Here is a 21,727-nt window from a genome sequence, read left to right on the forward strand (position 1 = left end):
GCATTTCTGATCAAGCGTTTAAGAGGTCACGGCTTTTGTCCACCAAAGAGACCAATCCAGATAGCCGCGATATTATCCCGGTATCCATCGAACAAGAAATGCGCCGCAGCTACCTCGATTACGCGATGAGCGTGATCGTCAGCCGTGCGCTGCCCGACGTCCGCGACGGTTTGAAGCCCGTGCATCGACGCATCCTTTATGCAATGCATGAAAACGGCTTTGAATGGAACAAACCATTCCGTAAATCGGCCCGCGTGGTCGGGGATGTTATGGGTAAATACCACCCGCATGGCGACAGCGCGATTTACGACGCGATGGTTCGTATGGCGCAGGGATTCTCCATGCGCCTGCCACTGATTGACGGGCAGGGCAACTTCGGCTCGATGGACGGCGACAAGGCCGCCGCCATGCGTTACACCGAAGCCCGCATGGCTAAGTCAGCCCATTATCTGCTCGATGATATCGATAAGGAAACCATCGATTTCCGGGATAACTACGACGAAACCACCAAGGAGCCATCGGTTCTGCCAGCACGTTTTCCGAACATGCTGGTCAATGGTGCAGGTGGTATTGCTGTTGGTATGGCCACCAATATTCCGCCGCATAACCTTGGCGAAGTTATCGATGGCTGCATGGCCTATGTCGACAATCCGGCCATTACCGTCGAAGGCCTGATGGAATTCGTGCATGGTCCGGATTTTCCGACCGGTGCATTGATTCTGGGCCGTTCGGGCATTCATTCGGCCTTTAAAACCGGTCGCGGTTCTGTCGTCATGCGCGCACGTACCCATGTCGAGGAAATCCGTGCCAACCGTGAAGCCATCATTGTTACCGAAGTTCCCTTCCAGGTGAACAAGGCAACCCTGATGGAAAAGATCGCCGAACTGGTCCGTGACAAGAAGATCGAAGGTATTTCCGATCTGCGTGACGAGTCCGACCGTTCGGGCGTTCGCATGGTGATCGAAATCAAACGTGATGCGGTTGCCGATGTCGTTCTGAACCAGTTGTTCCGCTTTACCGCGCTTCAGACGTCGTTTGGCGTCAATATGCTGGCACTTAATCGTGGCAAGCCGGAATTGATGAACCTGAAAGAAATCATTCAGGCCTTTGTCGAATTCCGCGAAGAAGTCATTACGCGCCGGACCATTCACCTGCTGAAAAAGGCACGTGAGCGCGCCCATCTGGTAGTCGGCCTTGGCATTGCGGTGGCCAATATCGACGAAGTCATCCGCTTGATCCGTGCTGCGGCTGACCCGCAGATTGCACGTGAACAACTGATGGAACGTAGCTGGCCGGCGGGCGATATTGTTCCGTTGATCGAGCTGATCGCCGACCCGAACCAGGTTGGTTCGGACGATGGCAATTATCGCCTGTCCGAAGCGCAGGCGCGCGCAATCCTTGAACTGCGTCTGCATCGCCTGACCGGTCTGGAACGCGATAAAATCGCGTCCGAATTGACCGAATTGGGCGAGAAGATCAAAGATTTCCTTGATATCCTTGGTTCACGCGAACGCAAGATGATCATCCTGAAGGATGAGCTGACGGAAATGCGGAACGAGTTCGCCAATGAACGTCGCAGCGAAATCCTTGAAGCCGAATTCGAACATGACATCGAAGACCTGATTGCCCGTGAAGATATGGTCGTGACCGTATCGCACACCGGCTATATCCAGCGTGTTCCGCTGTCGACCTATCGCGCACAGCGTCGTGGCGGCAAAGGCCGTTCGGGCATGGCAACGCGCGAAGAGGATTTCGTATCCAAACTGTTCGTCGCCAACACCCACACCCCGGTTCTGTTCTTCAGTTCCGAGGGGATGGTCTACAAGATGAAAGTCTGGCGCCTGCCGCTGGGTACGCCGCAATCGCGTGGCAAGGCGCTTGTGAACCTGCTGCCGCTCTCAGAAGGCGAATATATCACAACGGTTCTGCCACTTCCCGACGAGGAAGAATGGCCGAACCTGCACGTGATGTTTGCGACTTCGACCGGTAACGTCCGCCGTAACAGCCTTGCCGATTTCGTGAATGTGAAATCAAACGGCAAGATCGCCATGAAGCTTGAAGAAGATCGTGGTGACAAGCTGATTGCGGTTCAGACCTGCTCGGACGATGACGATATTCTGCTGACGACCCGTCTGGGTAAATGCATTCGTTTCCGTGTTGCAGATGTTCGTGTCTTTACTGGCCGTAACTCGGTCGGTGTACGCGGTATTCGTCTGGCTGACGAGGATGCGGTCATTGCGATGTCCGTCCTGTTTGGCAATCATGCCTCTATGGAAGAACGTGACGAGTATCTGTCGATCGCAAGCAAGCTGCGTCGCGAGGAAATCTCGGCTGATGATAGTCTGCCGTTGGAAATCCTTTCTCAGGAACGTTACGACGAACTGTTGGCAGGCGATCAGCTGATCCTTTCGGTTACAGAAAATGGTTATGGCAAACGTACGTCTGCCTATGAATACCGCGTAACCGGTCGTGGCGGGCAGGGCTTTGCCAATATCGAGATGTCGGAACGCAATGGCAATGTCGCGGCATCCTTCGTGATTGAGGAAGGCGACGAACTGATGATGGTCACCAATGGTGGCAAGGTCATTCGTATGCCGACACACGATATCCGCATTGCCGGGCGTAAGACACAGGGTGTTACCCTGTTCCGTACGGCCGAAGACGAACAGGTTGTTGCTGTCGAACGTCTGTCCAATCTGGGTGACAATGGTGAAGAAGAGCTTGAAGGCGAAGATGGTGTAGAAGGCACCGAAATCGCATCAGGCGAAGATGCACCGACCGTTGCCGAGGATAGCAGCGAGGCAGTGGAAACCGGTTCAGACGACACCGACGAATAAAACGGAAGATCAATGAACGAACAGTCTTCAAACGCCTCGCGTATCGGGATTTATCCGGGCACTTTTGACCCGGTAACCCAGGGGCATATGGACATTATTCGTCGCGCGACCCGCATCGTCGACAAGCTTATTGTCGGCGTTGCGGTCAATGCGGGAAAGGGCCCGATGTTTGGGGTCGAAGAACGTTGCGCTCTGGTCGAAGAGGCTCTTAAGGCTGCGGGCGGCGAAGTTGCTGCCCGCACCATAGTAAAGCCGTTCGGGTCACTTCTGATGCAGTTTGCCCAGGAAAACGGGTCGAGCATCATTATTCGTGGTCTGAGGGCTGTGTCTGACTTTGAATATGAATTCCAGATGGCCGGAATGAATGCCCGTCTTGCCCCAAAGGTAGAGACGGTCTTTCTGATGGCATCCGACAAACAGCAATTCGTGTCTTCGCGCTTTGTGAAGGAAATCGCCCGTCTGGGCGGTAATGTTACCGAATTTGTGCCGGCAAACGTGCTGAAGCGACTGCACGAAAAGCTGGCCGAAGAAAAGGAATAGCGCACCCATGCGTCTTATTCGTCTCGCATCTCTTTTTGTACTCGTATTAGGAATAGTGACCATGTCGAACAGTGGTATCGGCGGCGGTGCTCAGGCCCAGTCGGCCGATGCATCGCAGGATCTGGAAAACACCCTGTATCTGGATCTTGAAGCAGGTCGCGTTGTGATCAAGCTGCGTCCGGATCTGGCGCCCAAGCATGTCGAGCGTATCAAGGAACTGACTCGTGAAGGTTTCTATGATGGTCTGACTTTCCATCGTGTGATCGAAGGCTTCATGGCGCAGGGCGGTGACCCCAAAGGGGACGGTAGCGGTGGTTCGGGCCAGAAACTTCCGGCGGAGTTTTCGAACGAGAATCATGTGCGCGGTACGGTTTCGATGGCACGTTCGTCCAACCCGAACAGCGCTGATTCGCAGTTCTTCATCGTCTTTGCCGATGCGCCGCATCTTGATGGACAATATACCATATGGGGGCAGGTCGTATCGGGTATGGAATATGTCGATGGCCTGAAAAAGGGTGCACCTTGGGCCAATGGCCGGGTTGCAGACCCGGACCATATTGTAAAAATGCAGGTCGCGGCTGACGCGCAATAAGCGCTTTGACGCCTATAATGCAACCGAAAGCCGTCCTTGATCAGGGCGGCTTTCGCGTTTTGGGGGCTGAAAGTGCAAAAACCGGGAAAATATGGAAAACAGGTGTTGACCGCAGCCGCCAGTCCCATTAAAACGCGCTTCACCAACGTTGAGGGCCCGTAGCTCAGTTGGTAGAGCAACTGACTTTTAATCAGTTGGCCACAGGTTCGAATCCTGTCGGGCTCACCAATAAGCCCCTGAAACCCAATCGGTTTCGGGGGCTTTTTCTTTTTCATGATTTTTATTGCGATCACTGTCATGCCGCTTTCCAGCCGATGCGAATGTCAATTTTGGCTGGATTGGAAACGGGCCGGTTTTGATATTTTTTAACATTTGAATGGCTGTCATGCAGTTTGATCGAAAAAGGGGGGTTGACCCTTTGCGATCAGCACATTAAAAGGCCGCTCACCAACGTTGAGGGCCCGTAGCTCAGTTGGTAGAGCAACTGACTTTTAATCAGTTGGCCACAGGTTCGAATCCTGTCGGGCTCACCAATACAAAACCCCCGGAACCCAGATGTTCCGGGGGTTTTGCTTTTCCGTGGTCTTTTCTGTTTTCAAAAACCGATTCCATCCGGTTTGAGCGCCTGCGACGGGCGCTGTTTTACGTGCGATGCAATGCGGCCATGCACGAAAAAATGCTCGTCTTTTCGCTGTTGCGATTGCATCGCAATGTGATTTCTTGTAAGTAATGCAAATCAGTTTCAAATGCACCGGAGCAGGACGTCCGGTGCTGATCGAATTTTGGATCGGAAGAGTTACATGCCTGAACCCGTAAATCCGATGTCCGCATCGCCAGATGCGCAGACTCCGCTTGGCCTTGACGGTGTAACCACGGATGCCGCCAGCGGTGCGATCACGTCAACAGAAGGTGGGGCGGTAACCCTTGATCCGCAAACCGGCTTGCCGATTGCGGATGACGCAGCTGCCATCACCGAAAGCACAATCGTTCCGGATGCTATCAGTGGCTTGCCGGTTTTTGATCTTGTGGATCGTGCCGGTGTTGTCGGTTGGGTTCTGGCCGCGCTTGCATTGGTTGGGATGCTGATATTCTTCTACAAGCTGGTCGGCTTTATCCGGCGTGGAATTTTCGCGGATGGTTTTGCCAAGGATGTCGAACGTCATCTTTCCAATGGTGACGATAAGCAGGTCGCGCAGATTCTGTCGCGCCGCCGTCATCCGGCTGCTCGCATCGGTCTGTTTGGCATGACCTTGTCCGTTGCCAACCCGGAAAACCGTGAAGCGGCGTCCGATATCATTGCTTCCCATGCACGCAAGGAAATCGATGGCCTGAACAGCGGTTTGCGGATTATGTCGGCAATTGCGGTCTTAAGCCCTCTTTTGGGGTTGCTTGGAACCGTTATGGGCATGATTGAAGCTTTCCAGAAGATGGAAGGTGCCGGAAGCCGTATTGATCCTTCTGTTCTTTCGGGCGGTATCTGGCTAGCACTTCTGACGACGGCAATCGGCCTTGTCGTCGCGATCCCGGCAACCGCGTTCCATATGTGGATGCAGGGCGTTATCGCGCGTGCTGCGGCCGTGATGGAAGATGTCTGCACCATGGTGATCAATCGTGGTGAGTTGGCTCGGAAGGGTGCGCTTCGCGCGTCAAACGTCGCTGAACTGCGCCAGGCTGCGGAATAAGCCCGAACAAGGTCGGAATACGCCTTATGCAATTGCGTGATCGAAGTCGTGGTGCTTCGCCGATGATCGGCCTGACGCCGCTGATTGATGTTGTCTTCATCCTGCTGATCTTTTTCATGCTGGCTTCCAGTTTTCTTGACTGGAAGGGGTTTGAAATGTCGGTGACTGTTATGGACGGTCAGGCACGGGCCAGCAGCGATATTCGCCCGGCAACGGTCAATGTCGATGCCAATGGTGGTTTGTCGCTGAATGGTGAAGCCGTCGCTGTTTCCAATCTTGCCGTGACTATTTTGCGTAACCATGCCGGTGCCAGTGTTCATCTGCGGCCCGTCAATGGTGCCGATTTGCAGCATCTTATTGTTGTGATGGATGCGCTGGGACGTGGCGGTGTGACTGATGTGGATCTGATCGAATGAAGCGTCGCATCCAGATCACCGATGACAGCCCGGCTCAGGAACCGATGTTGCCATTGATCAACATCGTCTTTCTTCTGCTGATTTTCTTCATGATAGCCGGAAGTCTGCAAAAGCTGGGGCCATTTGACGTGGATCCGCCCGCAAGCAGCACGGCCGAAGGCCAGCCAGAAGACACGATTGTCCTTTGGTTTGGCAAAAATGCCGAAATCGGGATTGAAGACCGGCAGGGAGACCTTGCGGATATTGCGGGGTTGCTACCGGCTGATTATGCCGGTCGTCCAGTCGAAATTCGTGCTGACCGCACCACAGAAGGTGCCAGCGTTGTTGCCCTTTTGAAACGGTTGCAGGAACTGGGAGTCGAAAAGGTGCAACTGATGACCGCGATGCAAGCAGATCAGGACCAAGACGGATAGAATATGTCGAAACGCATTGATTTCCTGATTGCGACCGGGCTGACCGGTATTGTTCTTGTCGGTGGGATCGTTCTTGCCATGCCTGAACCGCAACCTGCCGGTTGGGGCGGGGCAGGGGCCGTTCAAAGTATCAGCATCTCGCTGGGCAGCGGTCAGGCGACCCAGGGCGAGGCCGAAACACCCGAAGAAAGTGCTGATTCTGAAGACAGTAAGCAGGGTGAAAAACCCGTCGAGGAAGTCGAACCCCAACCAGAACCGGTCCCCGAGCCGGTTGTTGAGCCGGAACCCGAACCCGATCCTGAACCGGTTGTTGAAACCGTGCCTGAACCCGATCCCGAACCGATCGTTGAGCCGGAACCTGTTCCTGAGCCGGTGGTTGAGGAAGCGGTTGAACCGGAACCAGAGCCGGAACCGGAAATCAGTCCGCTTTTGGCCGATGTCATGCCGGTCCGCAGAAAGCCGGAGCCCCCCAAAGCAACACCGGAACCGGCAACGTCCCCCAAACCTGTTGAAAAGGCTGAAGCCAAACCGGTCGTGCAACCATCCGGCGGCCCCGTCGATTCAGTAAAATCAGAAGGCACGGTTGGCGAAGCAACCCAAAGCCAGGCCGCAAGTTCCGCATCGGGAAGTGGCGGAGGTGCGGCAATGAGCAGTGCGGCCTTTACCGACTATCAAGCAGCTGTGGTTCAGATGTTGATGCGTTATCGCGAATATCCGGATCGTGCCAAACGCCGCGGTATAGAGGGGCAGAACATGGTCCGGCTGGTCATCCAGCGTGACGGTACTGTTTCCTTCTTTGAAATGACCAGCCCGAGTGGTTCGTCTATTCTTGATCGTGCGACCCAGGATATGATCGAGCGGGTTAAACGTTTCCCGCCATTCCCCGAAGATATGGCGCGCACAGAGATGAACCTGACGATCCCTGTGATCTACGACTTGCGCTAGACAAAGAAGCCTGCTCCGAAAGGCTGGCTTCTTTGTTTTACGGGGCGGGCAGGTTTAATCTGAACTGTCTTCCCAGACATATTCAATCTGCTCGCGCCATGCGAATTTATCGAGATGCGAGACAATAACACCTTTCATGGCTTCAATCCCCTCGGCTTTCTCAGACTGTCCCTGAAAGCGCAGGGTGACGTCATCGGCCAGAATGATGCATGGGCCCATTGGAAAGCTCACATGGGCCTCATGGGGCGTGAAATCGACTTCTACCTTGTGGGCAAAGTGCTTGCAGAGTTGTTGCAGGTATTTACTGGCCTGCCCGGTCTGAACCGATCCTGTGGTTTTGAACATTGATTTATCGATCTCTGATGGTTTCTTGGGGGATGTTCGGGCCGGTCATGGCCGATCAAGGCCGATCCAGTAAACACCATTCAGTGCTACCGGCTGGAACCGGTCAAAGAATTCGGCGAGGGTTGCGTCTGGATCAAGATCGGCAAAATGATCGGGATGGAACCATTTCGCCATGGCCTGTAACAGCGTCACATTCATGGGCGTGTTATAGAAGTGGTGCCACGCGGAATAGACTTTGCCGTTTTTAATGGCGTCGAGCTCGGGCAAGCCGGTGCGTTCCATGCTTTTGGCCAAAGACGCGCGTGATGTTTCGGCATCGGCGTAGGTTCCAAGTATGATGCGGCCGACATTCTGTTCGGCCGTCATTGTTGCTCCGCCAATTGCGGTTGTGACATAAATATCGGGCTGATCGACGAGCAGTTGTTCAACTGAAATCTGGCTGATGACGCCCGGAATCCGGTCGGCAAGGATATTTTCGCCACCGGCAAGCTCTACAAACCTTCCGATCATTTGGTTGCCCATCGCCTCGCAGCAGGTGCCATGCAGACCAACCCGGCTTTCGAGGAAGACTTTGGGTTTATGCGTTAAACCCTCCAGACCTGATCTGACCTTCGCCAGATTGTCTTCATAGAATTTGACGAAAGCCTCTGCCTGATCTTCCTTGCCCATCAACTTGCCAAGGATACGAATGCTTTTTGGGGTGTTTCCAAATGGGTCACTGCGAAAATCGATCATGACAACCGGAATGTGAGCTGCGCCAAATTGCCTCAGGACTTCATGGCTGTCTGATCCCGGACCATGACCGCCATCAATGCCGAAAATTGCGACATCGGGTTCAACTGTAATCGCCTTTTCGACGCTGAATGTTGCCTCGCCACTGCGGCCGACCAGCGGGATGTCGTCAATCTCGGGGAATTTTGCCTGGTATTGTGCAAAGGTTGCCGGATCAAGTTTTTTGAATTCCCCCATCATACCGGCTACCCAGCGGACCGGATTTTCAGGATCAAGGATGCCAAGACTTGGCAAAAAACGCCCTTCGCCAAGGATCATATGTTTGACCGGTACTTCGACCGTGACTTCGCGACCGGAAACATCGGTCAGGGTAATGGTTTCGCCAGCATGAGCCTGAAAGGTGATCATTGAAGCGACGGCGGCCAGCGTTAAAACGCGTTTGAATGTCATTGCGAAAGTCCTGTTGAAATAGGCAAGAATTGCAGGAAAGTCAGAAACGCCGAAATGGGTGGCACGGCATGCCACCCATCGGGGATAGAGGATCTGTTGGAAGATGGTCTGATCAGAACGCCACCTTTGCTGAAACAAGGAAGGTGCGCCCCGGCTCGTGATAGGGTTCAATTGCACTGCTGTCGTAGCCCGGCGTGGTCCGGGCGACATAGTCACGATCAAAAATATTAAGTGCATCGACGCGTAGGGTTACCGCATTCGACAATGTCTCTGGCGTCCATTCACCATACAGGTTGGCAACAAAGTAAGTGTCGAGCTTGGCATTGCCGTTCTTTTCGGGATCGTCGTCCGACAGTGCCAGTTCAGATGTCGAGCCGACCTGAATGCCAAGGTCATCAAACCGGTGGGCGACTTCAAAATTTGCAATGTCACCGACGATGACGCCTTGATAGGACGCATCGTTGCTCAGCGGGACTTTGCCATTTCTTTCTACATCGGTATGGGTATAGGCAGCGCGGACAAAGCCGGGGCCGTATGTCCAGGTGGCGGACAGATTGACACCACGTGTTGCAAGATCGCTGGTCGTATTTCGTGTTGTATATTCAAGCGAATGGGAACCGTTGATCTTGTTGTAGAACAGGTTTCCATCGAAATCCCATTGCGCCAACTGATAGCGTGCGCCTGCCTTGTAGTTATGCGACCGGGACGGTTTGAAACCGTCATAGGTCCAGATGCCGGTGTAGTTGTAAATCGCAGACTCACCCAGTGGCAGTCCACCAAAGCTTGTACCCAATCCGCCATAGATCATCAGGTCATCGGTCAGGTCATATTCGGTATTGGCGTTACCGCTAAGTCCGAATTCGCTGAAATCGGTTCCGTCAATGCCTTCGAACCATTGTTGATCGCCGCGGCCGCCGAACGAGACGCGCCAGCGATCGGTCAGTGAAAGGCGTGCCTGTGAAAAGACGCCGATATTGGTTGTTTCTTCGGTAAATCGCCCGGCACGTCCAGCCGGGCGTGCCGTGTCGCCGCCGCCGGTTGCTTGATCATGATAGAAATCGACGCCAGTTGTTATCCCGCCCATTCCGACGTCAAAAGTATTGGCAGCCTTACCGTTCAGGGTTTCAATTTCTGCCTCAAGGTGTGTGTTGCCGTTCAGTTTGGGAACATCAAGATGGGTTTTGCTGTAATTGAGGCTCAGTTCCGGTGCCAGAAGATCGGTTGGCTGTTCATCGACATAACTGATGCCAAGCGAGGTATCTTTGTATGAAATCCACTGCGGCGAGGCGCCGCTGGTAAGGGTTCCAAAGTTTGGCCGGGCAGGGCGCACACCTTCGTCTTCAAAATGGCTTGCAAATGCTTCAATCCGTGAACCTTCGGTGCCGGTGAAGGCTATTTTGCCAAGTCCGTTTTCGCTGCCATCTGCCGTGCCAGCAACTTCGTTGTCATCGCCGTCCTTGTAATTGCCCTGATTGCTGTTCTGGATATAGGCAAGAGCTTCGAAGCCGTCATGCTGACCGGCCAAGGTCAGCCATTCGGTAAGGCCTTTGGTATTGCTGTTATACTGGATTTTGGCAAAGCCGCCGAACGGATCATTCGGGTCGAGAATGTCACGGGCATCCTTGGTTTCGTAAGCCATTGAGCCGCCCAATGCATTTGGTCCGGCATCGGCGGGGGCGATCCCGGACTCAACCTTTACCGATTTCAGCATTCCTGGATCAATGATCGCGGTGCCTATATGATGATAGGTGGAATCAACCTGCCGGGTGCCGTCTACCTGAACGTTCAGCTTGGTGTTTTCGATGCCCTGCACATAAACCTTTTGCGCGATGGCGGTCGGGCCGCCAACCTGAACCGATGGTTCGTTCGCAAACACATCCTTGATGGTTTGCGGATTGATGCGATCAAGTTCGTCCTGCGTAACCGTGACACTCCCCGCCGCAGTTGGGCCGCTATCCTGGCTTGCTGTGACTTCGATTGGTGCCAGAACGGTTTCGTCTTTGGCTTTGGTTTCTTGTGCGACGGCTGCTACCGGAAGTACCGTTAGGGCGACGCCGGCAAGCAGGGTTGCGCGGCACAGGCCATGAAACGGTTGGCGGTATTTTTCGAGCAAGACCGGTCTTGATGGCTGCGGCATGCTGATTTCCTTATCAAATAAATTGCCAAATGCGAATGATTTTGAATATTATTATCGCAATGGTTCGAGCAATCGGAATACCGTTTGCGAGATCGCCAATGATGTTTGCGAAAACGCAAATTTTGCTTTTGACGGGATATTCAGGCTTGGAAGGGCACCCATATGGCGTTTGATCGGCAGCATGCGCCGCAACGTTTACGGCGCAATGTGACGCGGCGGGAAACCATCACCGGTCAGCAGCTTGAAGATTTCGGAACAGCGCTACCGCGCAATGCAGCCGAGGGTATTCGACGTCGTCCGGTGATGAGCGGGCGACTGTCAAACGACAACCTTCAGTCATTTTTGAATATCCACACGACCGATACTGTCAGCATGCAAGATGCGGACGTGAAGTTTCCCGTCAAAGCCGCCGTCACGGTTGCGATTGTGTTGCGAGGGCGCGTTTGCGGGGCATTCGATGATGTTCCGTTTGATCTGGATGCACGGGATCAACCAGTGGGGTTTATTTGGGCCCTATCGCAACCGGTTATGTTGCATCGGCAACTCAAACAGGGTGACGATGTCAGCAAAGTGATGATTTCTGCGAAATTCGATTGGGTTGCCAGTCGGGTCAATCACACTGATAGCCGTCATGTCGCAATTGATGATTTTATTCATGCCGGGATCTCTGTTCGGAGGTGGCAACCGTCACGTCGTGCCATAGCACTGGCGGACCAGTTGCTCTATCCACCGACCGATGATCCGCTATTTCGTGATCTTTATGCCGAAAGCCGCGGGTTGGAAATTTTCGCCGAGGCGCTTGGGGCACTTGGTCCTAAGGTCGGGGAGGCAAGTGTCGAGCCGGATGCGCTTGACCAGCATCAGAAGGCGCAGGAAATTCGCAACTATGTTCTGGAACATATTTTTGATGACCTGACATTGTCTGGCCTGGCGGAAAAGTGCGGGATGAGCATTGCCAGCCTGCAACGTATTTTCAAAAATGCCTATGGCACGACGGTCAAGGATTTCATCCGCGAAAGTCGCCTGATTGCAGCGCGTGATGCTATGGAAAAAGACGGCCTGACGATTGGTCAGGCCGCCTGGATGGCCGGTTATTCAAGTCCTGCCAACTTTGCAACCGCGTTCAAGCGGGTCTTTGGCATTTCGCCCTCTGAAGCACGGGGGCGTTAGGGGCTCAGGATCAATTGGGTTCGGTCAGGCGTGATACAAAGGCATTCACATCCGTCTTAAGCTGACGGGAATGCTCTTTTAAGACCTTTGAAACCTTATAAACCTCTTCTGCGACCGAACCGGTGCGATGTGCGGTGCCGCTAACTGATTCCAGATTGCTGTTCACGTTGCTGTTGGCCGATGAAACCGCCGTGATGTTGGAGCTGATTTCCGTGGTTGCCGCGGCCTGTTGTTCAACGGCGGCTGAAATGGCGGTGATGGAATCAACAATCGAACTGATCTGACCAGCAACCTCGCGGATGGCCGTCACGGCGGCGGAGGTGTTTTGCTGGACATTGTTGATCTGGGCTGTGATGTCGCCGGTGGCCTTGGCCGTTTGATTGGCAAGGTTTTTGACCTCGCTTGCGACAACCGCAAAGCCCTTGCCCGCGTCACCTGCACGTGCTGCCTCGATGGTTGCGTTCAGTGCCAGAAGATTGGTTTGGTTGGCGATCTTGTCGATCAGGTCAACGACTGTGCCGATTTCTTCGGCGGAAACATTCAGCGATGCAATAACATCCGATGTCGATTGTACGGAACTTTCAACTTCGTTTGAGACGCTTGACGCGCGTGAAATCTGGCTTGAAATTTCGCGGATCGAACTATCGAGCTCCTCGGCAGACCCTGCCACGGTTGACGCGTTTTCCGCCGAAATCTCGGCAGCGGATTTCGCACTTTCCACCTGTTCGGTGGTTTGGCTCATGCTGCTGATCAGTGTTTCCGAGGCGCTCGACATGTCTTCTGCGGAACTTGCCAGTGCGTCGACAACTTTTGAAACGGTTGCTTCGAACTCACCCGACATTTTCGCCAGTCGGTTGCTGTATGTTTTTTGAGTTTCTTCGTAATAAACCGTTATCGCCATTTCCATATCGATCAGAATGGCATTGGTCGCGGCGGTTACAATTTGCGAAACCGATGAGTCCTTGCGGAAATGGGCAAAAAGAATATCGCAAAGCTTGGCCATGATAAAGTTGTAGGCAGAAACATAGGCTTCCGGGGTTAGGCCGATGATTTCGTGCGCTTTACCGATCCGGCGGACATCGTCGTAATATGCCTGGTCAAATGTACCGTCGAACAGCTTTGCCCAGTGTTTGCGTTGGGCATTTTTCAAACGCTCGATACCGGACGGATCGCCAATGATTTTGGCCAAATCGTCACGCGCCATCACTTTTCGATAAAATTCATCCAGTATCGGGGCGAGGTTTTTCTCGATTATCGGCCACGCCTTTTTAAGGTTGGCTGCCTTCTTTTCATTGAAATCAATGAATTCAAGACGGCGTTTAATTTCCTGATGCATGCGGGTCCCTCGTCGATGTCTCTCATAAAAGGTTGTTTGGCGGGGCATTACCTTAGGTTGGTTAAAGATATTATGATGTTAACTATCCTTAAGGGTAGGAATGTCGGCCGTCCGTTGGACAGATATCAAGATATACCGTTCTCTGCCAGATACTTGTTCCTTTTATCAAACGGATAGATGGGGGTTGTACACGTATAGGAGGTGTTGGATGTGACTGTGATCACGAATGTGGTCCTCGTGCGTCGTCAGGCTGATCAACTCAGTTTCGATGCACACAAAGGAAACATCATGCCCATCAATGCCAGCCAATTGCGCCTGTCCATCATTCGACCGGTTTTGCAAAACCTTGGTCTGTGGTCGCAGGCCGCTGAAAACCTGCTTATGGGGACCGCCGCCCAGGAAAGCGGGTTGGGGACCTATGTGGAACAACTTGGCGGCGGCCCGGCCCGCGGTATTTTTCAGATGGAACCGGCAACTCTGAATGATTGCTATGTCAATTTTCTGGATTACCGTGCGGATCTGAAAGCCAAGATTGATGCCTATCTCGCACCGCAGCCTGACAAGGCCACCCAGCTTGCAACCAATAATGCCTATGCGGCTGCCATGTGCCGGGTGCGATATATGCGGGTCAGTGCCCCGTTGCCCGATGCCAGCGATATCGCGGGGCTCGCGGCCTATTGGAAGCAATATTACAATACCGCCGGGGGCAAGGGCGAAACGGATGAATTCGTTGCCAATTACAATCGATATGTTGGCAATAGCTAAGCTGCCGTAGCGTCGGCGAAAAAATCCGCATCGCCATGCGCAAAAATTGTGGCATATGCGCGATCTTTTCGCCAAAATCCCCCAACGCATGCTGGTGATTGCGCAAAAAATCACCAAAGTAAAAGAGTTTAGGGGGTTACAATGAAACGTCGTCAGTTCCTTAAAGGGGCCGGTATTGGTGCCGGTGCTGCGGTTGCGGCTACGGTTGCCGCACCGGCCATCGTATCCGCGCAGGAAAGCCTGAATTGGCGGATGGTCATGCCGTGGCCCAAAGGAACGCCGGGCCTTGGCACCAATGCCGAAAAGTTCGCTGCCATGGTCAAGGAAATGTCCAATGGTCGCCTGAATATTTCGGTTTTTGGCGCTGGTGAAATCGTCCCGCCGTTCGAATGCATGGATGCGGTCGAACAGGGCGTGGTCGAAATGGCGCACGGCACCCCTTATTACTGGCAGGGCAAGAACCCGGCGCTGAACTTCTTTTCGACCATTCCGTTTGGTTTGACCGCGTGGGAGCTTTCCGCCTGGCTTCGCTTTGGCGGCGGGCAGGAGCTTTGGGAAGAAGCCTATGCCGAATTTAACGTTGTGCCGTTTTATGCCGGTAACTCGGGCATGCAGGCTGGTGGCTGGTTCAACAAGGAAATCAATTCGGTTGAGGACCTTAAGGGCCTGAAAGCCCGTTATGCCGGTCTTGGTGGCGAAGCCATGCGTCGCCTTGGTGCCAACATCACCATGTTGCCGCCGGGCGAAATCCTGCCTGCGATGCAGTCCGGTGCGATTGATGCCGCCGAATGGGTCGGTCCTTGGAATGACCTTGCATTTGGTCTCTATCAGGTTGCCAAATTCTATTATACCCCGGCATTCCATGAGCCCGGACCGGGCCTTGAAATCTTTATTTCCAAGGAAAAATTCGACGCGCTTGGCAAGGATATGCAGGCGATCATTCGTTATGCCGCGCAGGCGATTGCCGAAAATACACTGGCTGATTTTACCTTCAACAACCTGCAATCCTACCAGCCGCTGATCGACAAGGGTGTTGAAGTGCGCCAGTTCTCGGATGATGTCATTCTGGCGCTGGCCGAACAGTCGAATGCCGCGGTCCAGGAAATTGCTGCGAAGAACGACCTGAGCGGCAGGATCGCCGATAGCTATCTTGCTCTGGTCAAGAAGGCGGCGCGCTATGGCAAGGAATTCGAGGCAACCGGACTTTTGCATCGTGCCAAAGTGTGGGGATATTAAGTCCCGCGAAATCCGGAAAGCGACATGCTGGAAATTCGGGGCTGCTTTCGGGCGGCCCCGTTTTTTTTTGTTTTCTGGCAAAGTTCAAGCAAACTTTGCGCGATGTCATCGACGTTACGGGATGTTGGGAACTTTGAATATGACGTGTCACAGACAGCAAAAGCCGCAACTTCAATCCCTTGCAAAGTTACGAATGCTATTTTAGAAGCAGATTTGCGCAAAAAATTGCCAATATGAATTTGGGAGCCCCACAATGAAACGTCGTCAGTTCCTGACGGGTGCCAGCATGGCCGCCGGTGCCTTTGTCGCCAGCAGTGCCGCACCTTCAATTGCCAAAGCCGATGAACAGATCCACTGGCGCATGGTGATGCCCTGGCCGAAAGGCACGCCGGGCCTTGGTGCCAATGGTGAAAAATTCGCCGAGCGTGTGACCAAAATGTCGGGCGGTCGTCTGAAAATTACCGTTTACGGTGCAGGCGAACTTGTTCCGGCATTCGAATGCATGGATGCGGTCGAGCAGGGCGTGGCCGAACTGGCGCATGGCACCCCTTATTACTGGGCTGGCAAGGATGCGGGTGTAAACTTCTTCTCGACCATTCCGTTCGGTCTGATGGGCTGGGAACTGTCGGGCTGGCTGCGTTTTGGCGGCGGGCAGGAACTTTGGGAAGAGCTTTATGCCCAGTTCAACGTCAAGCCGTTCGCGGCCGGGAATACCGGTTTGCAGGCCGGTGGCTGGTTCAACAAGGAAATCAACACCGTCGACGACATCAAGGGCATCAAGATGCGCTATGCCGGGATCGGTGGCGAAGCGATGCGCCGTCTGGGTGCCAATGTGACGATGTTGCCCGCAGCCGAAATCCTGCCGGCCATGCAGTCCGGCGCGATTGATGCCGCCGAATGGGTTGGCCCGTGGAACGATTATGCGTTTGGTCTGACCCAGGTTGGCAAATATTATTACACCCCGGCATTTGCCGAGCCGGGGACAGGGATTGAAGTGTTTGTCAACAAGGACAAATTCGCGGAATTGCCCGAGGACCTTCAGGAAATCTTTGCTGTCGCCGCACAGGCCAATCTTGAACAGACACTGGCAGATTTCACCTTCCACAACATCCAGTCCTATCAGGCCGTCTTGGCCAAGGGGGCGGAAATCCGTCATTTCAGCGACGATGTGATTGCAGCCCTTGCCACCGAGGTCAAGGCAGCGGTCAAGGAAATCGCCGATCAGAACGAACTGAACGGCCGTATCTATGCGTCCTATATGGATTTCGTGAAAAAGGCCGCGCCGTATGGCAAAGAGTTCGAGGCAACCGGCCTTCTGCAGCGTGCCAATGTCTGGGCAGAGGCATAAGAATTTCCCGGTGATATGACCGGATAAGGAAAAAGCGGCATCTTCGGGTGCCGCTTTTTTTATGTGAATGGTGTCCGGTCCGGCAGCATTTTCAATGCACGGTCGGCGCGCCGGGGGGCAGGGGCAGGTCAAAGGTAAATTTGTCCTGGCCTTCATATTCTTTAAGCGCGATGCGTTTGACCAGTTCCGAGCCCAGTGCGAGCGAGGTTTCAATCGCCCATTTGAGCTGATTTACCGCTCCTTCATTGCCCGCTGCCAAGGCCTCGGGCAGGATGCGTTCCTGAAGGAATTTGGCGACCCCGGCGAAGGCACGGGCGGCACTTTCGCAATTGGCGCGTTCGACAACAAAGCGTCCGGACTGTTCGATGGCGGTGGCGATGCCGGAAAGATGGCCCATCATGACCTTTATCTCGCGGTCGTCGCTTTCGGTTTTCTTTGCCACAAAGCGCAGGATTCCTGCGTAAAAGCCGTAATCGGAAGACATGACAATCCTGATCGTTCTTGGTCTTTGGTCGGGTTTGGATTTGCGCCGTTTTAGTCCATAAGCGCGTCGTGGTATAGTCCAAACGCCAACCAACTGTTTTGGCGGCATGATCGATACGCGGAGCCATAAGCCGGATGCTTCAGGGCGGACTTATTTTCATTGTTGCCATGGCCTATATCGGGCTTTTGTTTGCGATTGCGCATTATGGCGACAAATATGCCGAAAAGTGGCGGGCGTCGCGCCTGAAGCCCAGCATCTATGCGCTGTCGATGGCAGTCTATTGCACGAGCTGGACGTTTTTCGGCTCGGTCGGGACGGCGGCGACGCGCGGCTGGGCGTTTTTGCCGATCTATATCGGCCCGATCATCATGATGATTGTCGGTTTTGGTATCATGACCAAAATCGCGACCGTTTGCCGCGAACAGAACATTACCTCGATTGCTGATTTTCTTGGCTCGCGCTATGGCAAAAGCCAAAGCCTGGCCGCCCTTGTAGCGATCATTGCCGTGATTGGGGTTCTGGCCTATATCGCGCTTCAGCTCAAAGCCGTGTCGCTGTCATTTGATGTTCTGATCGGCGAGGTCGGCGAGCAGATCGTGCGCCACAGTGCGACCGATTTTTCCAAGGATACCGCGTTTTACGTCACGATCCTGATGGCGGTTTTCGCGATCCTGTTCGGGGTGCGCTATATCCACGCGTCCGAACATCATGACGGGCTGATCCTTGCGGTGGCGTTCGAAAGCATGGTCAAGCTGGTGGCGCTTTTGTTCGTCGGGCTGTTTGTGGTTTACGGGCTGTTTGACGGCTTTGGCGACATGCGCATCCGGGCCGCGGCCGACCCTGACATTACCGAGATGTTCAAGCCCGATGCGTGGCTGTCATCGCATTTCTTCATCTCGACGTTGCTGGCACTGTTTGCGATTTTCTGTCTGCCGCGCCAGTTTCATGTGACATTCGTTGAAAATGACGACAGCCGGAATTTGAAATCGGCACGCTGGCTGTTTCCGGGCTATCTGATTGCGATCAATATTTTCGTCGTGCCGATTGCGATTGCCGGAATCCTGCTGTTTGGGGGGGACCCGGCGGTCAATCCCGATACGTTTGTTCTGACGCTGCCGTTGCTGGGCGGGGAAAACTGGCTGGCGGTGTTTGCCTTTGTCGGGGGGCTTTCGGCCAGTACCGGCATGGTGATCGTATCGTGCGTCGCGGTATCGACGATGGTGTGTAACGATCTGGTCATGCCGCTTTTGCTGCGGTCGCAGAAATTGCAGGGGCGGTTCGCAGGCGATGTCAGCCAGGTTCTTCTGAAAATCCGTCGTGCGGCAATCATTGCCATCCTGTTTCTGGCCTATGGCTTTTACCGGTTTTTGTCGGAAAAATACGCGCTGGCTGATATCGGGCTTTTGTCCTTTGCCGCGGTGGCGCAGTTCGGCCCGGCAGTTCTGGCGGCGATTTACCTTAAATCGATCAACCGGACGGGCGTGCGGCTTGGCCTGATTTCCGGGTTTGTGCTGTGGAGCTATACCCTGTTGCTGCCAAGCTTTATCCAAAGCGGGCTTTTGCCGATGTCGATCCTGACGGACGGGCCGCTTGGCATTGGTATCCTGCGGCCGCAGGCGTTGCTGGGTGTGGGAATCGAGGACCATCTGACGCACGGGGTTGTTTGGTCGCTTGGGGTTAATTTCGTTCTGATGTTTGTCGGATCGGCGATTGGCGTGCAAGGCGTGACCCAGCGCCGCCAGGCCCAGCTTTTTGTCGATATCTATCGCAAGGATACCAAGGCCAGAAACGATACATGGCCGGGGCGCGTGACGATTGGCGACCTTGAAGACCTTGCCGCGCGGTTCCTTGGCAAACATTGGGCAGAGCGGGCGTTTCGCACCTACCTTAGCCAGCGCGGCGATGATTGCAAACGATCCGATATTGCCGATTTTGATGCGGCGAATTTTACCGAACATCTGCTTTCAGGCGCGGTCGGTGCGGCGTCATCGCGCGTGGTGATGGCGCTTCTGCTGCCCGACAAGGCGGTATCGCGGCGCGATGCGATGGAGCTTCTGGATGAAGCGTCCGAGGCGATCAAATTCAACCGGGATCTTTTGCTCAATACGCTGGAAAACATTTCGCAAGGGGTCGGGGTGTTTGACCAGAATTTGCGTCTGGCGACATGGAACCATCGCTTTATCGATCTTTTGGGCATCACCGCAAGCGATATTCAGGTCACGATGCCGCTTGCGGAACTGGTCGATATCTGCCGTGACAATGGGGCGCGTGCGGTCGATATCGATATCCTTCTGGGGCGCAATGCCGCCCCGCAGATGCGACGATTGCCGCATACTTACGAGCGCAAGAGAACGGACGGCATGGTGCTTGAAATGCGGACCAACCCGATGCCCGATGGCGGGTTTGTCGCGACCATTGCCGACATTACCGCACGTGTCAGGACCGAGGAAGCATTGCGCGAAAGCGAGCGCAATATCCGCATCTATACCGATAACATCCCGGTCATGATCGCCTATGCCGACAAAAATCAGCGGCTGCGTTTTACCAACCGCCCGTATGAGCGGATGTTTGGCATCCGCCGGATCGAGGCGCATGGCATGGCGGTGCGCGAAGCGGTGGGCGAAGAACGCTATGTCCGGCTGGAACCGATGATCCGCGCGGTGCTTGAAGGTTATCGTCAGAGTTTCGAGATCGACTTTCCCGCCCCTAAAGGCGGCTGGGGGGCGAGTGATGGCAGCGAACGGGATCAGCGCAGCGAACGCGAGGACCGCTATGCCGAGGGGACATATATCCCGCACTTTGACGAAACCGGCGAAGTGCTTGGTTATTTCTGTATCTATCACGACATTACCGAACGCCGGAATGCCGAACGCGCGCTTAAGGATGCCAACGAGGGGCTGGAAGCGCGCGTGACGGAGCGCACGCATGCGCTTGAGGAACTGAACTCGGAGCTGTCGGTCGCCAAGGAACAGGCCGAAACGGCAAACGATACCAAGACCCGGTTCTTTGCCGCGGCCAGCCATGATTTGTTGCAGCCGTTAAATGCCGCGCGCCTGTTTACCGTAGCACTGGGGGGCAAGGAGCTTCGCGACGATATCCATGATCTGGTCAACAAGGTTGATCTGTCGCTTAAGGGTGTTGAGGAACTGCTTAACGAGCTTTTGGATATCTGCAAGCTTGATGCGGGCGCCATGCAACCCACCATTCGCGATTTCCGGGTTTCGGATGTGCTCAATGCCCTTAAGACCGAATTTACGCCGGTGGCCGAAAAGGCCGGGCTTCGTTTTGCGGTGCATCCGCGTGATGTCTGGGTCAAAAGCGATAGCAGGCTTTTGCGCCGTATCCTGCAAAACTTCATCTCCAACGCGCTGCGCTATACCCGCCATGGCGGGGCGGTGGTCGGTTGCCGGATGCGCGGTGACAAGATCAGGATCGAGGTCTGGGATAGCGGGCCGGGCATCCCCGAGGACAAGCTTAAAATCATCTTCCGCGAATTCCATCGCCTTGAGGGGCCGGAAACCACCGATGTGAAGGGCCTTGGCCTTGGTCTTGCGATTGTCGAGCGGCTTGGCCGGTCGCTTGATCACACGGTTTCGGTGCGGTCGCGCCCGGGGCGGGGAACGGTTTTTTCGGTCGATGTGCCGATTGGCCAGATGGACGAAACCGCATTGCCCAAACCGCGCCGCCGGATGGCCGGCGAACTGGGCGGTTTGCGTGTGCTTTGCCTTGATAACGAACCCGATATCCTTGATGGCATGCGCGCCATGCTGGAAAACTGGAATTGCGTGGTGGCAACGGCGCGCTCGGGGGTGGAGGCCGAGAAACTGCTGCTTGGAGATGAGGATGATAACAATGATAACATCGGTTTTGTCCCCGACATCATTCTGGCCGATTATCACCTCAGTTCCGGGGAAACCGGGCTGGATGTGCTGATCCGGCTGCGGGACCAACGCGGGCTTGATATTCCCGGTGTGGTGATCACGGCGGACCGCAGCACCGAGACGGCGGAGCTGATCAAGGCACAGCGATTCGCCTTGCTGAACAAGCCGCTGCGCCCGGCCAAATTGCGGGCGCTTATGACGCGGGCAGTGACCCGGCAAAGTTCCGATGCGGCGGAATAGGGGCATATGGTTTTGAAAGATAACATCTTTTCAAGGGATTCGGATTTTTTGCAAATTCCCTGAAAATTGTTCTTGATTTGTTCTTTTGTTTGTGGCATAAAAGAAAAGTCAACGGGGGAAATGCACCCGGACCCAAAACCCGCAAAGCGTGATTCGCTTTCGCGGGTTTTTGCGTATT

18 protein-coding genes and 2 tRNA genes are annotated in these 21,727 nt (G+C 54.4%); 14 read left to right on the top strand and 6 right to left on the bottom strand.

Features of this window, described 5'->3' with window-relative positions; all coding sequences use genetic code 11:
• Window positions 1-35: 35 nt before the first annotated feature.
• From gyrA to SMB34_RS09790, 4 genes are all read left to right on the top strand, one after another.
• Window positions 36-2,837, top strand: coding sequence for a DNA gyrase subunit A (gene gyrA / locus SMB34_RS09775; protein ID WP_037989617.1), 2,802 nt, complete (start codon window positions 36-38; stop codon window positions 2,835-2,837).
• Between the two features lie 12 nt (window positions 2,838-2,849).
• Window positions 2,850-3,377: a pantetheine-phosphate adenylyltransferase gene (gene coaD / locus SMB34_RS09780; protein WP_007091878.1), complete on the top strand. Its 528-nt coding sequence runs from the start codon at window positions 2,850-2,852 to the stop codon at window positions 3,375-3,377.
• Window positions 3,378-3,438: 61 nt separating this feature from the next.
• The gene (locus SMB34_RS09785; protein WP_051682225.1) at window positions 3,439-3,969 is read left to right on the top strand and encodes a peptidylprolyl isomerase; all 531 of its coding nucleotides are present in this window, start codon (window positions 3,439-3,441) and stop codon (window positions 3,967-3,969) included.
• A gap of 152 nt (window positions 3,970-4,121) precedes the next feature.
• Window positions 4,122-4,197, top strand: a tRNA-Lys gene (locus SMB34_RS09790).
• On the opposite strand, the gene SMB34_RS21045 is transcribed toward SMB34_RS09790, so the two are convergent.
• A complete protein-coding gene (locus SMB34_RS21045) occupies window positions 4,192-4,356 on the bottom strand; it encodes a hypothetical protein (protein WP_156962660.1) in 165 nt (54 codons plus the stop codon). The genes SMB34_RS09790 and SMB34_RS21045 overlap by 6 nt on opposite strands.
• 70 nt (window positions 4,357-4,426) lie before the next feature.
• On the opposite strand from SMB34_RS21045, the gene SMB34_RS09795 reads away from it, so the two are divergent.
• The 5 genes from SMB34_RS09795 to SMB34_RS09815 all read left to right on the top strand — a co-directional run bounded on the left by SMB34_RS09795 (window position 4,427) and on the right by SMB34_RS09815 (window position 7,425).
• A tRNA-Lys gene (locus SMB34_RS09795) sits at window positions 4,427-4,502 on the top strand.
• A 267-nt stretch (window positions 4,503-4,769) separates the two neighbouring features.
• Complete coding sequence (locus SMB34_RS09800) at window positions 4,770-5,651, top strand: MotA/TolQ/ExbB proton channel family protein (RefSeq protein ID WP_037989622.1); 882 nt, start codon at window positions 4,770-4,772, stop codon at window positions 5,649-5,651.
• 26 nt (window positions 5,652-5,677) lie between these two features.
• Window positions 5,678-6,067, top strand: coding sequence for an ExbD/TolR family protein (locus SMB34_RS09805; RefSeq protein WP_007092180.1), 390 nt, complete (start codon window positions 5,678-5,680; stop codon window positions 6,065-6,067).
• Window positions 6,064-6,480 (top strand): ExbD/TolR family protein, encoded by a 417-nt coding sequence (locus SMB34_RS09810; RefSeq protein WP_007092181.1) that lies wholly within the window; start codon window positions 6,064-6,066, stop codon window positions 6,478-6,480. Before SMB34_RS09805 ends, SMB34_RS09810 begins: the two co-directional genes overlap by 4 nt.
• A 3-nt stretch (window positions 6,481-6,483) precedes the next feature.
• Window positions 6,484-7,425, top strand: a complete 942-nt coding sequence (locus tag SMB34_RS09815; protein WP_007092182.1) for an energy transducer TonB — start codon at window positions 6,484-6,486, stop codon at window positions 7,423-7,425.
• 54 nt (window positions 7,426-7,479) lie between these two features.
• Here the strand turns inward: SMB34_RS09815 and SMB34_RS09820 are convergent, their stop codons facing one another.
• The 3 genes from SMB34_RS09820 to SMB34_RS09830 form a co-directional block, all read right to left on the bottom strand.
• The gene (locus SMB34_RS09820) at window positions 7,480-7,770 is read right to left on the bottom strand and encodes a DUF2218 domain-containing protein (protein ID WP_037989624.1); all 291 of its coding nucleotides are present in this window, start codon (window positions 7,768-7,770) and stop codon (window positions 7,480-7,482) included.
• A gap of 45 nt (window positions 7,771-7,815) precedes the next feature.
• On the bottom strand, window positions 7,816-8,952 hold the full coding sequence (locus SMB34_RS09825) for an ABC transporter substrate-binding protein (protein ID WP_037989629.1): 1,137 nt from the start codon (window positions 8,950-8,952) through the stop codon (window positions 7,816-7,818).
• Between the two features lie 112 nt (window positions 8,953-9,064).
• The gene (locus SMB34_RS09830) at window positions 9,065-11,089 is read right to left on the bottom strand and encodes a TonB-dependent receptor plug domain-containing protein (RefSeq protein WP_037989632.1); all 2,025 of its coding nucleotides are present in this window, start codon (window positions 11,087-11,089) and stop codon (window positions 9,065-9,067) included.
• Between the two features lie 162 nt (window positions 11,090-11,251).
• On the opposite strand from SMB34_RS09830, the gene SMB34_RS09840 reads away from it, so the two are divergent.
• Window positions 11,252-12,259: a helix-turn-helix transcriptional regulator gene (locus SMB34_RS09840; RefSeq protein ID WP_139328307.1), complete on the top strand. Its 1,008-nt coding sequence runs from the start codon at window positions 11,252-11,254 to the stop codon at window positions 12,257-12,259.
• A 10-nt stretch (window positions 12,260-12,269) separates the two neighbouring features.
• On the opposite strand, the gene SMB34_RS09845 is transcribed toward SMB34_RS09840, so the two are convergent.
• The gene (locus SMB34_RS09845) at window positions 12,270-13,595 is read right to left on the bottom strand and encodes a globin-coupled sensor protein (protein ID WP_037989635.1); all 1,326 of its coding nucleotides are present in this window, start codon (window positions 13,593-13,595) and stop codon (window positions 12,270-12,272) included.
• A 210-nt stretch (window positions 13,596-13,805) separates the two neighbouring features.
• Between SMB34_RS09845 and SMB34_RS09850 the strand changes: the two genes are divergently transcribed.
• The 3 genes from SMB34_RS09850 to SMB34_RS09860 all read left to right on the top strand — a co-directional run bounded on the left by SMB34_RS09850 (window position 13,806) and on the right by SMB34_RS09860 (window position 16,944).
• Window positions 13,806-14,360 (top strand): hypothetical protein, encoded by a 555-nt coding sequence (locus SMB34_RS09850; protein WP_230729542.1) that lies wholly within the window; start codon window positions 13,806-13,808, stop codon window positions 14,358-14,360.
• Between the two features lie 141 nt (window positions 14,361-14,501).
• Window positions 14,502-15,596: a TRAP transporter substrate-binding protein gene (locus SMB34_RS09855; protein WP_037989637.1), complete on the top strand. Its 1,095-nt coding sequence runs from the start codon at window positions 14,502-14,504 to the stop codon at window positions 15,594-15,596.
• Window positions 15,597-15,849: 253 nt separating this feature from the next.
• Complete coding sequence (locus SMB34_RS09860; RefSeq protein ID WP_037989639.1) at window positions 15,850-16,944, top strand: TRAP transporter substrate-binding protein; 1,095 nt, start codon at window positions 15,850-15,852, stop codon at window positions 16,942-16,944.
• Window positions 16,945-17,035: 91 nt separating this feature from the next.
• Here the strand turns inward: SMB34_RS09860 and SMB34_RS09865 are convergent, their stop codons facing one another.
• Window positions 17,036-17,386 (bottom strand): hypothetical protein, encoded by a 351-nt coding sequence (locus SMB34_RS09865; RefSeq protein WP_240478797.1) that lies wholly within the window; start codon window positions 17,384-17,386, stop codon window positions 17,036-17,038.
• A 176-nt stretch (window positions 17,387-17,562) separates the two neighbouring features.
• Here SMB34_RS09865 and SMB34_RS09870 point away from each other — a divergent pair, with 176 nt between their 5' ends.
• Window positions 17,563-21,549, top strand: coding sequence for a hybrid sensor histidine kinase/response regulator (locus SMB34_RS09870; protein ID WP_037989642.1), 3,987 nt, complete (start codon window positions 17,563-17,565; stop codon window positions 21,547-21,549).
• The last annotated feature ends 178 nt before the right edge of the window (window positions 21,550-21,727 follow it).

The sequence above is a fragment of the Thalassospira permensis NBRC 106175 genome (assembly GCF_000714555.1).
Lineage (GTDB): Bacteria > Pseudomonadota > Alphaproteobacteria > Rhodospirillales > Thalassospiraceae > Thalassospira > Thalassospira xiamenensis.